Genomic DNA, 13281 nt, shown 5'->3' with positions numbered 1-13281 from the left:
GCTTAAATTTAATTTGGATGGTATGTATGTCCGCTTGGCCGCCTGAACCACAAAATGAAAATCAAAAACCAAATAACCAACCGAACGGAAAAGAATGGCAAATTTTAGAAAAAGCTGTTCTCGCATCTGTAGAAGAACAGAGACGTGCAAGACGTTGGGGAATCTTTTTTAAATTTCTTACTTTCGCATATCTGTTGTTTATAGTTTTGGTCATGGGGAAAAGTTGTTCAACGACTTCCACTGATAGTGCGGTGTCATCACAGCATATTGCTACAGTCGATATTGTAGGAACGATTGCTGCAGACCAGCAAAGTGTGAATAGTGCAGATACGATCAAAGGTTTGAAAAAAGCATTTGAAAGCAAGCAATCGCAAGCTGTTGTTTTAAATATTAACTCTCCGGGTGGATCTCCAGTTCAGTCTGATGAAATTTGGCAAGAGATCCAATATTTAAAGTCGGTTTATAAAGATAAAAAACTTTATGCATTAATTGGTGACACAGGTGCTTCAGGTGCTTATTACATAGCGTCTGCAGCGGATGAAATTATTGTTAATCCATCAAGTTTAGTCGGCTCAATTGGCGTCATTATGCCAAACTATGGAGTGAGTGGTTTGATGCAAAAACTTGGCGTTGAAGATCGCACCATGACTTCAGGTGAGAACAAAGCATTATTGTCGATGACACAACCAGTTGATCCTGCACAACGTGCACACGTACAAGGTGTATTGGATAATGTTCATCAACATTTTATTGATGCAGTTAAAAAAGGTCGTGGCAATAAATTGAAATCGCAAGATCCTGCTATATTTTCAGGTTTGTTTTGGACTGGTGAGCAGGCTGTGAAGCTCGGTATCGCAGATCGGATTGGCAGTATTCACACACTGAAACGCGAATTAAAAGTCGAAAAAACGGTAGATTATACTATTCAACGTAGCCCCTTTGATTCTGTGATTGGACGACTTGGAAGTGAATTTGGTCAAGGTTTTGCTTCTTCAATTTCCAAGCAGATTCAATCTGAGCAGGTGAATCGAATCCAATGAAACCATTGATCCATTTTGCTCATGCCAACGGGGTTCCATCGAAAGTTTATCAAAAATTTTTTGATGCTTTGTCTGATCAATTCGATGTGATTTATACGACCAATCTTGGTGTTGATCAACGTTATCCTGTAGATCAACACTGGGAAAGTATGACACAGCAAGTGATTGATAATATTGTTCAGAAATCCCATGGTCGTAAAGTGATTGGTATCGGGCACTCCTTAGGAGGAGTTTTGACGTTCAAAGCTGCTTTGAAATGCCCAGAACTTTTTAGTCAAACTATTCTTCTCGATCCACCTCTTATTATGGGGCTAGAATCATTTGCTATGCATATTGCAAAGTCTTTGAAGTTAAAAGCAGTGGATCAAATGTCGCCAGCGGCATTGTCTAAACGTCGACGTGATCATTGGGATAGTCGAGAGCAAGCTGCAACATTACTTCGACCAAAAGCCCTATATGCAGCATTTGATGAGCAATGTTTTAATGACTATATTCAATTTGCATTAGTTGAAGATCCAACGCGTGGCGGCGTTGAGTTGGCGATTCCAAAATCTATTGAAGTGGATATTTTTAGAACCAATCCTTCATTATGGTGGCTGCCTCAACCTAAGCTCAAAGTTCCAAGTCAATTAATTGTTGCTTCTCAAGGTCCATTCTTAGCACGTAAATTCCCTCATAAAGTGAGGAAAAAGTTTGGTGTGCCTTTTAGTATTTTTGAAGGTGGACACATGTTCCCACTTGAACATCCTGAGCAATTGGCTGCGCATTTAAAAACTATTTTGACGCCACAAAAAAACGCAGCCTAAGCTGCGTTTTTTAAATCAAATATGACAGAACTGTATTGGACCTTTCAAAATTTGATTTTTATAGTGCACGCCTTCGGATGTGACTTGAATGGTTTGATTACAAATCCATTCTACAACTTGAGGATAAATTAAATGTTCAAGTTGATGTACACGATCTGCTAAAGATTCAACATTATCATGGTGAGAAACTTTGAGTACGCCTTGAGCTAGTGCTTGACCTGCATCTAGTTCTGCAGTGACATAATGTACTGTACAACCATGCCATAGATCACCAGTATTCAATACACGTTGATGTGTATGCATTCCTTTGTAATTGGGCAGCAGAGAGGGATGGATATTGATCATTTTACCCTCCCATGCTTTAACGAACTTAGCACTTAAAATGCGCATAAAGCCCGCTAAAACCACAAGATCAGCTTCCCAGTCGAGCAGTTGCTGGTGCAGAACATCATCAAACGCTTCACGATCTGGGAAGTTTTTATGTTCAATCACTGCAGTTGCAATGTTGGCATGAGCAGCACGCTCAAGTGCGTAAGCATCAGGTTTATTCGAGATCACACCGACAATTTGACCTGAAAGGTTTGCATCAATTAATGCTTGTAGGTTTGATCCGTTACCAGATACTAAAACAGCAATTTTAATCATGTTTTAACAATAAACTGATTAAGCGAAGATCACACGAATTTTTTCGTCTGCACCTTCGACAGATTCAGCATTGTCAACAATGTGGCCCATTGTCCATGCTTTTTCACCGAGTTGATTTAAGAATTCAACTGTTTTATCAGCTTCAGCAGCATCAACAACTAGAACCATACCTACGCCACAGTTGAATGTGCGGTACATTTCAAATTGTTCTACACCACCTTCACGTTGAAGAAGTTTGAACAGCTCAGGCCATTCCCAAGAAGATTCGTTTACTACAGCTTGGGCACCATTTGGTAATACGCGAGGTAAGTTACCTGGTAAACCGCCACCTGTGATGTGTGCCATCGCGTGAACATCAACCTGTTTGAGAAGCTCTAAAATAGGTTTAACGTAGATACGAGTTGGCTCCATTGCAACATCAGCAAGTGGACGACCATCAACAATTTGAGTTAAATCAACATTTTTTACATCTAAAATTTTACGAAGAAGAGAGTAGCCGTTAGAGTGTGCGCCGCTTGAAGCAACACCAACTAATACATCACCAGCTTTAACTTTAGAGCCATCAATAATTTTACTATGTTCTACAACACCTACACAGAAACCAGCTAAATCGTAATCTTCACCTTCATACATGCCTGGCATTTCAGCAGTTTCACCACCGACCAACGCACATCCAGCAAGTTGACAACCTTGACCGATACCTGTCACTACATTTGCTGCGACATCAACATTGAGGTGACCAGTTGCGTAATAATCAAGGAAGAAGAGTGGTTCAGCACCACAGACAAGTAAATCGTTCACACACATTGCAACCAAATCCTGACCAATTGTGTCATGACGGTTTAAATTCAATGCTAAACGTAATTTTGTACCAACACCGTCTGTGCCAGATACGAGAACAGGTTCTTCATAACCTTTAGGAATTTTACAAAGTGCACCGAAGCCACCAAGACCGCCCATTACTTCAGGACGAGTCGTGCGTTTAGCGACAGATTTGATACGATCGACTAACGCGTCGCCCGCCTCAATGTCGACACCTGCATCTTTGTAGCTTAAACCAGTGTTTGGGGTAGAAGTTGAGTTGCTCATATTGAAGTCTCCGCATTCGCGCGGGGATTATAACCTGAATATACGAAACTCTTATGTTATTTATGCACTAAAATGTTATCTTTACTAAAATATTTTCCTTTACATAACGAATAATCTTAAAAAAGGCGAGTTTCTATGGTAGATCGTACCCTACGCCGTGTTTTTATCCTTGCAGGGATAGCTTTATTTCTCTGGATTTTATACTTATTAAAACCGGTCGTAATCCCATTTATTGGTGCATTTTTAATAGCTTATCTTTTCAGTCCATTGGTTGATCGATTGCATAAGATAGGTTTACCTCGTTGGTTGTCTATCAGTTTGGTATTTATTGGTATTGGCGTCGTGATCACATGGGCAATGTGGTATTTGGTTCCATTAATTTGGGAACAGCTAATGTATGCTAAATCCAGTATCCCGAAAGTAGTTCATTGGGTAAATTATAGCTTCTTACCGTGGTTATCAGATACTTTCAATATAGTGCCACTAGAATTAGATGTAGACCAGATTTCAGCAGCTGTTATGGAGTATGTTCAAACCAATTATAGTGCTGACAGTATCCAAGCGATGGCACTCAAATTGGCACAATCTGGTCTGAATTTTATTCAGATTGGTGGGACAATTGTACTGATTCCAATTATTGCATTTTATTTCCTCTTAGATTGGGATCGAATGCTCAATAGTTTGCGTCGACTCATTCCACGTCCTTATGAAGCTTCAACGCTTGAAATCGTAGGTGAATGCCATAGCGTACTAGGCGCATTTGTAAAAGGACAATTCCTCGTGATGATCCTTTTGGGGATTGTTTATGCCGTTGGTTTACAACTGATTGGTCTGGAAGTTGGTTTGATTATTGGCATGATTGCAGGCTTGGCAAGTATCATCCCATATTTAGGATTTGCAGTAGGAATTATTGCTGCCGTGATCGCAACTTTCTTCCAATTTGGTATGGATTGGACTCAACTCCTTTTAGTTGCAGTGGTGTTCATGGTAGGGCAAGCTGTTGAAGGTTATGTGCTTCAGCCATTCTTATTGGGAGATAAAATTGGTCTTTCTCCAGTAGCGGTCGTATTCGCTGTATTGGCTGGTGCACAATTGGCTGGTTTCTTGGGTATGTTGATTGCATTACCTGTTGCAGCTGTAATCGTGGTACTGCTCCGACATGCACGTGACACTTATGAAAGGAGTACAATTTATGGTACGCCAGCTGTTGCCTTAGCTGATCATGGTGGGGGTGAAATTACAATCCAAACCGATCAGGTTGATATTGAGCTTGATCTCAAACCACAATCAATCAATAATCAACAAGATATTGCAACATCTGAAAAAATCGATGTGCAGAAACAAAATAAAGAACCTTAAGGTGACCAAGCATTTATGCGGCAACTGCAACTTGATATAGAACCTCAACTTGATGCACGGATCAGTGATTTTTCCGGCCCAGGTTGGGGACCCGTCATTGATGCAGTTCGCCAACTTCATGCTGGATTAATGAATCGATTTTACCTTTATGGCGGTGCGGGCACAGGTAAGAGTCACTTATTAACTGCGATATGTGACTCATATCTAGATGTGGGGAAATCTGCAATTAAAGTGTCATTGCTAGAATTGCTCGATGCTCCAATTGAGGCGATTACTTCATTGGATCGCTATGATTTGGTCGCTCTAGACGATATTGAAGCGATCAGTGGTGTACCGCATTGGCAAAAGGCGGTATTTCATTTAATAAATAATAATAATGATGGTGGAGGACAACTAGTCTTTTCATCTAGATCTGCGCCAATTGAATTGAAACTTGAATTACCAGATCTTCAGTCGAGATTAACTCAAGCGGTGAGTGTTAAAGTGCCAACAGGTCAATCCTACGCTGACCGCTATGCCTTATTACATTCTGTGTTAGATCGTAAAGGTGTGCATTTTGATCCTTTAATTATTGATTATCTGCTGACCAATGGCCCGATACAGACCAGTACCTTATTACAAACGGTTGATCAATTATCAAAGTTACTACAGGGTGAAAAAGTTAAGCTATCCAACGCAACCCTTAAGCAAATCTACGCGCTCATCGATCAGTATAGTGCTTAAATGCTTTTTAAATGTTATTCAAAACTCAAAATGTAGACTTTATCTGAACTCGGCAATTTTTTACTTAAAAATAATTGAGAATTCTAAAAATTTGTGACAGATTAGTCAAAATGGACAAATAGCGCTACATAATTAAAGTTCGCTACTTAAAAAAATAAAGAAAAATTAAGGAGATGGTAATGCTCAGACGGGGCTTAGGTCTTGTATTGTTGTGTGCAACAGGGCATGTATTCAGTGCAGATATTGTGGTTACGACCACTGAAGATATCACCAAAAATGATGATCAATGTTCGTTGCGTGAAGCAATTGAATATATTAATCAGGGTAAACCTGAAGCAGGTCTCAATGGCTGTGGTGGTAAAGATGCCACAGATAATATTATCTTATCTACGAAAGAATATCTCCTAAACGAGCAAGTTCGCATCTCTAAACCGATGGTTTTTAGAACGCAGTATGAAACTACCATTGTTGACGATATTCCTGGTACAAAAAATGCCGTCATAACAATGAAGGGTACTGATCGAATTTTCCATATTGAGCGAATTCGTCCTAAAGCTGATGATGAAATTAGAGATGCTGCAATTGGTGTGGAATTTTACGAAATTACCTTGCAAGGTTGTGCCGCATCAGTATGCAAAGAAAAAGGTGGGTTAATTCTCAATTATGAACGGCTAAAATTTGATAAAAGCCATCTTATCAATGGCAAAGCGAATTTTGGCGGTGCGATTTATAATGTTGAATCATTTATTGAATCCGAAACTAGCAAAATTCGTTCCGCGCGAGTGAATCTAGTTAATTCGTTATTGGAAAACAATCAAGCACAACAAGGTGCTGTTTTGTATAGTGAATATCCTGATTTTGACATTAGTGCTTCTGTTATTAAAGGTAATAAGACAACAGATTCAGAAGGTTTCGCAATCTATAGCCATAAAGTGTTGAGTGAAGATGAAACTAAGGTGACCAATCTCAATTATGCCAAAGTGACCAATTCAACAATTTTTAATAATAAGGGCTATATTATCAATGTTAAGGATGGTATTGCACTTAATAACAATACGCTGGTCTTTAATGATTTTGGCTTGATTTTTAATGCGCCGTTTAAGAAGGCATTGCTTACTAACAATATAATTGCAAAAAATGGCAATCGAGACTGTCGTGTAGAGACTGCAATAGATCAATCAAATTTAAACAATAATTTATATGGTTTTGGTTGTGAGGGCACAGCTTCAGAACAACTGGGCGAGCGCACATTATTAGCTGGGACTGATGTAGAAGGTGAGTGTGATGTTAATTCATCTGGCATTTTATGTCCATTCAAAGTCTATTCTGGCTATGCTTTAGGATATTTCCGCCCAAGAGTGTTGCCTAGTTATCGACAATTAACAGATTCTCCGATCATTAATCGTGGACCAGATTCAAATGGTACATCATGTGAAACAGTTGATCAGCGTGGCAACGCACGTAAGGATCGTATTTTGTGTGATCGAGGCGCGATCGAACTTATTCAGTCAAGTACGTCTTCAGGCAGATTTGGCAAGGATATCTTTTACGGAGAAATTGTTAAGTTAAATATTAATGATTTTCTAGGAGATGGTGAGCTAATACCTGCTAGTCAATGTGATGCCTTAGTCGGACCTCATCCCAAAAAAGAAGAATGGCAAGCGGGCTGTATGATCATCCAACAAAATAACTCTCCTAGTAAAGGTAAAGCTGAACTACTCCAAAATGGAGAGTTTACTTATACACCTCAAGGGAATTGGCACGGAACTGATGATTTTAAAGTTTTGGTCGTTGTATCTACACGTCAATTGAATGAGTCAATGAATCCTTATATCGAAATTCCAACTGTCATTAAACAAGACCCCAGAGATACTTATACAAGCGATAAAGTAAAAACTTCTGGTGGGGGGCTAGGTCTAATCTCCGTATTAGGTCTGATGACTTTAATCGCGATACGTAGAAAAAAATAATAAGGGAATCGTATGTTGAAAAGTAGAAAAGCTTTTTTGACCTTAGCAGTCCTTTCTGCAATGTCCTTGATGGCTGCTGAAGATACAATAATTTATGTCACTACCTTTGATGATGAAGACGGTACTAATGATGCAAAGTGTTCACTCAGAGAAGCGTTGACGGCTGCTTCGACTAATCGAGCTTATGGAGGTTGTGCTAAAGGTAATACGGATCGAGTACAAACTGACATTATTCAGCTTGAAGCTGGTACCTATAGCTTGAATGCAGAGCTTCAGCCAACTTCTTCAGTGATTATTAGGGGTAAAGAGCCTGTCGATTATTCCAAACCGAATGTCATTTCAAATAGTTATCCTGCGCAAACTAAAATTCAAACTATAATTAATGGTCAAAATACACATCGCATTTTCAATACGACCAATCTAAATCGACCGAGTTTGAGTTTAAGAAATATAGAGCTGAGAAATGGTAAATCATCTACCAACGGTGGCGCTTTGCTATTGGGAGGCGAGACTGATTTATATAATGTAAATATCACTAGCTCTTCTGCATTAAGAGGTGGAGCGATATTTTTGAATGACAGTGATAGCTCTTTAAGTTATTCAGTCGGGTGGGTGAGTGGTAATACAGCTCAGCAAGGCGCTGTTATCGCGATGTCTTGTTTGGATAATCTTGTGTTCACACGTCGTAAGATTGATTTATCCCGTATGTCTATTACCGAAAATGGAAATACAGCTTCAAACAGTTTATTCTCATTTTGTGGTGAACCTACAACTCAATTGCAAGCAAATACAATCTCTTCCAATGTATTAAATACTACACAAGGTCAAATTTTTCAATTTAGTGATCATTTAACAGATGGGGGGCAAATAAATTTGAGTCCCAATTCTATTTTGAAGCTCGATAGTAATACGATTATCGCGAATACCGCGCGATCTGTGCTTTGGTATGGAAATACAGGTGCAAAAGCCTTAAATCATAATGTGATAGGTTTTAATCAGGCTAAAGCCTGTATATATAGTCCCGGTGATGTGAGCCAAGTTGAGTCAGCAGGTATTGAATTATTGGCAAATGCTATTCCACTGAGTAATCCATCTATAGACTGTGATCTACCAGCAAAAGCGTCAGAAAATGCACAAAAAAATAGTCTTGATGTTAGTCAATTGAGTATCAATGATCTGTTTTCAACATCGTTACCAGTTAATGATGAGAATACTAACTTTCATCCTGTCTTTTTTCCGAAGATTAATTCTAGTGGTACAGATTTAGTTGATTTTGGTACTGATGGTTGTTCGCTGCTTGATCAACGAGGTATTAATCGGATTGGATTGGACTCGCTCAACAGTTTAGATGCGACTCCCAATACTTGCGATATTGGTGCGATAGAAACATTAAAGTTGACTGTTTCCAATTTAAGTAAAGCAAATGAATCACTGGTTCAGATAAAGCAATCAACTGAGAATAGAATTAAAGCATTCGAAGAAGCTATTGCCGATCCTGAAACCAAAGAAGAAGTGATTGATTATTATAATAAGGAGCTCACCGATCAAAAAGCATTTTTGAATGAGTTAAATAATCTTAATCAATATCGTCCAATTTTGTTCGATCCATTTAAATTGAATTTACCGGATGAATTTGTTTCTCCTGATGGTAAGGTGCGAAAAATTGAGCATCTTAATGTTGATAATTATGATGTCAAAGTTGAGGTTGTGGGAGTTGGGAAATTAGATATCGATAAAACGTTCTTAGGTAAGTTTGATGATCGGTTGAAATGTGAGTGGAAACCGCAGCTTAAGCAGATAGTGATGTATAGAACAGATGGTCGCATAACACCGAGTGGAGACTCTGAATTCTGTACATATACGCTTACTTCAAAAAGCGACAGTAAAAAAACATCAAGTGCATATTTAATTGGTAATTTTATCAATATCGTGCCAACTGTTCCTGAACGTGTGGAATATACAATCAATCCAAAAAAATCGACTCAAATCAGTGTAAATTTACTGGCTGAAGCGAGTGATGCTGGTGATGGCAACAGAAATGCAATCAATCCTCCAAATAAAAAGGAGTTTTACCATAATGCTAATGGGGATGAGGTATCAATTTATTTTGCAAGAGTACCGAATCCCGTTTCAATTATCGCGGATCGGGTAGAGCCATGTGCTAATGACCGTTTTAAAAAGTGCTATGGTGGAAACATTCGAGTTCAGTTGAACAATAATTTGGATGTCTTTTCCTATGATCTGAAGTACTCAGTATTGGACGCAGACGGCGCTTCATCAGGTGAGGGAACATTAGCTGTTCTAAATACGGAAACAGGTCCTGGAAGTTCTCGTACGAGTGGAGGGGGTAGCCTAGGTGGGTTTGGGCTTTTAGGACTCATTGGTTTAAGTTGGCTTAGAATGAGAAAATCTAAACCTCATTAATAAAAAAGCCAGCATTTGCTGGCTTTTTTTGTGTTTGATTTTGTGTAATATTTTGCAAAAAAATAGTATATTTTGAACAGTTTATTGCTACATTTGAAGATTGCTGATCACTTTCTTAAATTACACCCATGTCATCCTTTAATGAGCTTATACCCTTAAATCAAATTGAAGTTAATCCTTCGGATTTGCTCTCAATTAAGAGGCATGATCTTGTTCCTTTATTGACTGATTCGTCTAAACTTAATTTATATGCTGAACATATTGTGCAGGCACAAAATGCTCTATTGGTAGGTATAGACCCCACTTTAAATAAAAAATTAAGCGAAACAATTTCAGATATTATTCAAAAATTGAATCAATCCAAAAAGAAATTAAAACAAAAAAAATTTAATGCTCTCCAAAAGTGGTTAGGTCTGGATTTGGAGTTCGGTGCGGGTCAAATTTCTTATATTCGTGATTTAGATAGACTCATTCTAGATGCTGATCAGCTGTCCCAACGTATTCACATTGAAATCCAAAAGTCTAGTTCTCGATTTCAGCAAGCAGTTGGTTTGAGAGAGCAAATGGCGCGCTACATTCAAGCAGCAAGACAATTTTTAACAGAATACACAGATTTTTCTCATCATCGCCATCCACTCGATAACTTTGAGGAGCGATTGGCTAAAAAAATACAAACATTAGAGTCGGTACAAGCAAACAATGATATTTCTCTCATGCAAATGCAATTGACTCAACAACTTTCATTAACTCTGACGGATCGTTTTCGTGAAGCGCAGCAAGTATTAATCCCAGCTTGGCAATATCATCTTGAGCAAACTCAAATTAAAAATGGCGCAGTCGATATTGAAAAGTTAGATCAAAGTCGCGAACAACTGATTCGATCTCTAAAAAAATCACTAATTAAAGAATAAGGTGTGTTATGTCTGATTTTCCAATTCAAAAGAAAAATGAATCCTTAAGCTTAATCTCTACGGAGGAAAAGTTTTCCAAGTTAGATTTAAAAGAAATTGGGTTGACGACGTCAGACCTTGCAGCAGTCGAATCAGTTCACCAAGAACTAGCTGATATGAATCATGCTACGGTTGCTGAATATGGGAAAAATATCGCGACTAAAACAGCGACTTATACGGATGAATTACTGGATCTAGTTAAAAATAAAGATTTAGATGCAACAGGTCAAAAGTTAAATGAAGTCGTTACAGTGGCTCAACAGCTCAATACAAACAGTATTTTAAGTCCTGCTAAAAGTTCAGGCTTCTTGGGTAGTATCTTAAATCGATTTAGGGGTGCTAAACAGAGTTTTGATCAAAAGTTCAATACCACTAAAGAACAAATAGATGCTTTAGTTAAAGAAATTGAAACCTCTCAACAAGGTTTAAAAGACCGTGTAAATACATTGGATCGTATGTTTGATGGTGTGCAGGATGAATATAAACAATTAGGGGTTTATATTGCTGCAGGGAAAATTAAACAACAAGAAGTTCAAGAGCAAATAGCTGAATTGAGTACGCTAGAACAAGATGCGCAAACCAATCAAAAAATCTACGACTTAAATCACTTAGCAAACAATTTGGAAAAAAGAGTGAGTGATTTACAGGTATTGCAACAATCTGCGATGCAGACATTACCGATGATTCGAATTATTCAATCAAATAATTCAATGTTGGTGGATAAGTTTTATGCGATAAAAAATATCACGCTTCCTGCTTGGAAAAATCAAATTAGTTTAGCGATTTCATTACAGGAGCAAAAAAATAGCGTCCAATTGGCTAATACTATTGATGATGCGACGAATGAGTTACTTAAACGGAATGCAGATTTATTACACCAGAATTCAGTCGATACTGCTCGAGCAAATCAACGTTCAGTGATTGACATTGAAACACTTGAACATGTTCAAAATACCCTCATTAAAACAGTGAATGATGTTATTAGTATTCAGAAAGAAGGGATGCAAAAACGTGAAGAGGCATCAATCCGTATTAAGGCTTTGCAAGGAAATCTTCAACAACTTGTTTTGGATTCGAGTCAAAATCAGCTAAAACACTAATTTCTTGAGGTTTAAATTTGAATAAAACCAATGAATATCTTGTGGCGCAGACTGAGATTCAGAAAAGATTGCCTGAATTGTACAAACGAAATCGCATACTTAATTTATGGGGATTTTTGAGTACCAGTGTATTCATCATTTCAGTCGTGTCGCTTTTTATTCATCAGGACATGATTTATGGTTTTATGGGCATGAGTGAAACTGTTCAGCAGCTTCATTTGCCACATAGTTTAGATGAAGTCGTAAACGTGTACCAACATCAGCCTGACTATTTTTTTAATTTAATATCTTGGTTAGGTTGGTTCATTCTAAAAGTATTTAGCTCAGTCATTGGTGCTTTTTTTATCGTTCATTTTTTAAAGAAAATACGTTTTTTCTATGTGCGCTTTCAATCATTTGTACTTAAGTTTGTTGGTTGGTTAATTGCTGTCATTTTAATTTGGTCAGGTTTGACCTATGTTCAATATGACTTGAATGATGAGTCGTTGGAACAACAATATCAATTAAGTCATTATGATAAATCGATTCACGAAAGTCTGATTGCTGTCATCATGACTGAACAACAGGTCAATCCAATTATACAAGCCTACGTCCTTGCGCAAGTGGCTTTGATTCACAAACCTGAAGATACCAAGCTAGCAACTACATATTTAGCTCGACTTGCGCAAGCTGAAAGAAATGAAAAACAGTTTGTCGAATATGGTTTTAATGCAGAGCAGTTATGGTCAATGCAGCAACAAGTTTATGGTCAATCTATTACTCCTTGGGCAAAAGCGATAGATCATCGGGCAAATCAGGCACGACTAATTTCAGAAGTCGTCAAGATGATATTAATGGTGTTCTCAGCCATCATGTTATTGTTAATACTTATTTTCTTTGGATTAGCTCGTAGTTTTAAAAGCAGAATTCAAACGATCACTCAACGTTTGGAGATATAGTTAAAGTTTGTACTGTTACGACCATCATAAAAGAATCATTCATTTTTAAATGAATGATTTTTTAATTCAATTTTTCGATAGTCTTTATGCAAACTAACTGTTTTACCTATTTTTGTATTTCTTCTAATATAGCTTTATCAAATAAATATTACTCCTTTGGAGACGTTAGCAATGTTAGATCAAAATACTTCAGCTCAATTAAAAACGCTTTTAGAACGCCTTGAAGGTCCAATCGAA

The 13281-nt window shown here is 37.9% G+C and carries 11 protein-coding genes; 9 read left to right on the top strand and 2 right to left on the bottom strand.

The features are described from left to right. The first annotated feature begins 26 nt into the window (after positions 1-26). Both sppA and AC1M9A_RS05085 read left to right on the top strand, forming a co-directional pair. Positions 27-1040 carry a signal peptide peptidase SppA gene (gene sppA, locus AC1M9A_RS05090; protein ID WP_180027906.1) on the top strand — a complete coding sequence of 338 codons (1014 nt, stop codon included), beginning with the start codon at positions 27-29 and terminating at the stop codon, positions 1038-1040. Next, positions 1037-1846 (top strand): alpha/beta fold hydrolase, encoded by an 810-nt coding sequence (locus AC1M9A_RS05085; protein ID WP_481591826.1) that lies wholly within the window; start codon positions 1037-1039, stop codon positions 1844-1846. Before sppA ends, AC1M9A_RS05085 begins: the two co-directional genes overlap by 4 nt. A gap of 15 nt (positions 1847-1861) precedes the next feature. On the opposite strand, the gene purN is transcribed toward AC1M9A_RS05085, so the two are convergent. Both purN and purM read right to left on the bottom strand, forming a co-directional pair. After that, a complete protein-coding gene (gene purN / locus AC1M9A_RS05080) occupies positions 1862-2491 on the bottom strand; it encodes a phosphoribosylglycinamide formyltransferase (protein ID WP_481609779.1) in 630 nt (209 codons plus the stop codon). An 18-nt stretch (positions 2492-2509) separates the two neighbouring features. After that, positions 2510-3580, bottom strand: coding sequence for a phosphoribosylformylglycinamidine cyclo-ligase (purM, locus tag AC1M9A_RS05075; protein WP_481609778.1), 1071 nt, complete (start codon positions 3578-3580; stop codon positions 2510-2512). Positions 3581-3715: 135 nt separating this feature from the next. Here purM and cxpE point away from each other — a divergent pair, with 135 nt between their 5' ends. The 7 genes from cxpE to AC1M9A_RS05040 all read left to right on the top strand — a co-directional run bounded on the left by cxpE (position 3716) and on the right by AC1M9A_RS05040 (position 13044). Next, the gene (gene cxpE / locus AC1M9A_RS05070; protein ID WP_481591829.1) at positions 3716-4939 is read left to right on the top strand and encodes a chloramphenicol efflux transporter CxpE; all 1224 of its coding nucleotides are present in this window, start codon (positions 3716-3718) and stop codon (positions 4937-4939) included. Positions 4940-4954: 15 nt separating this feature from the next. Continuing rightward, positions 4955-5662 (top strand): DnaA regulatory inactivator Hda, encoded by a 708-nt coding sequence (hda, locus tag AC1M9A_RS05065; RefSeq protein ID WP_035266869.1) that lies wholly within the window; start codon positions 4955-4957, stop codon positions 5660-5662. A gap of 179 nt (positions 5663-5841) precedes the next feature. Continuing rightward, positions 5842-7632: a rhombotarget A gene (gene rbtA, locus AC1M9A_RS05060; RefSeq protein ID WP_481591830.1), complete on the top strand. Its 1791-nt coding sequence runs from the start codon at positions 5842-5844 to the stop codon at positions 7630-7632. A gap of 12 nt (positions 7633-7644) precedes the next feature. Beyond that, complete coding sequence (locus AC1M9A_RS05055) at positions 7645-10056, top strand: CSLREA domain-containing protein (protein WP_481609777.1); 2412 nt, start codon at positions 7645-7647, stop codon at positions 10054-10056. A gap of 128 nt (positions 10057-10184) precedes the next feature. Continuing rightward, complete coding sequence (locus AC1M9A_RS05050) at positions 10185-10967, top strand: tellurium resistance protein (RefSeq protein WP_180027900.1); 783 nt, start codon at positions 10185-10187, stop codon at positions 10965-10967. An 8-nt stretch (positions 10968-10975) separates the two neighbouring features. Next, entirely contained in the window at positions 10976-12106 is a 1131-nt protein-coding gene (locus tag AC1M9A_RS05045; protein ID WP_481609776.1) for a toxic anion resistance protein, read from the top strand. A 17-nt stretch (positions 12107-12123) separates the two neighbouring features. Continuing rightward, complete coding sequence (locus AC1M9A_RS05040) at positions 12124-13044, top strand: hypothetical protein (RefSeq protein WP_481609775.1); 921 nt, start codon at positions 12124-12126, stop codon at positions 13042-13044. Positions 13045-13281 lie beyond the last annotated feature (237 nt).

Source organism: Acinetobacter sp. ANC_7634, assembly GCF_056779875.1.
This window is presented reverse-complemented; position numbering and strand designations above follow the sequence as displayed.

Bases quoted from the DNA above. Each gene is read 5' to 3' on its own strand.
- sppA (WP_180027906.1), top strand. From the start codon at position 27: ATGTCCGCTTGGCCGCCTGAACCACAAAATGAAAATCAAAAACCAAAT.
- AC1M9A_RS05085 (WP_481591826.1), top strand. From the start codon at position 1,037: ATGAAACCATTGATCCATTTTGCTCATGCCAACGGGGTTCCATCGAAA.
- purN (WP_481609779.1), bottom strand. From the start codon at position 2,491: ATGATTAAAATTGCTGTTTTAGTATCTGGTAACGGATCAAACCTACAA.
- purM (WP_481609778.1), bottom strand. From the start codon at position 3,580: ATGAGCAACTCAACTTCTACCCCAAACACTGGTTTAAGCTACAAAGAT.
- cxpE (WP_481591829.1), top strand. From the start codon at position 3,716: ATGGTAGATCGTACCCTACGCCGTGTTTTTATCCTTGCAGGGATAGCT.
- hda (WP_035266869.1), top strand. From the start codon at position 4,955: ATGCGGCAACTGCAACTTGATATAGAACCTCAACTTGATGCACGGATC.
- rbtA (WP_481591830.1), top strand. From the start codon at position 5,842: ATGCTCAGACGGGGCTTAGGTCTTGTATTGTTGTGTGCAACAGGGCAT.
- AC1M9A_RS05055 (WP_481609777.1), top strand. From the start codon at position 7,645: ATGTTGAAAAGTAGAAAAGCTTTTTTGACCTTAGCAGTCCTTTCTGCA.
- AC1M9A_RS05050 (WP_180027900.1), top strand. From the start codon at position 10,185: ATGTCATCCTTTAATGAGCTTATACCCTTAAATCAAATTGAAGTTAAT.
- AC1M9A_RS05045 (WP_481609776.1), top strand. From the start codon at position 10,976: ATGTCTGATTTTCCAATTCAAAAGAAAAATGAATCCTTAAGCTTAATC.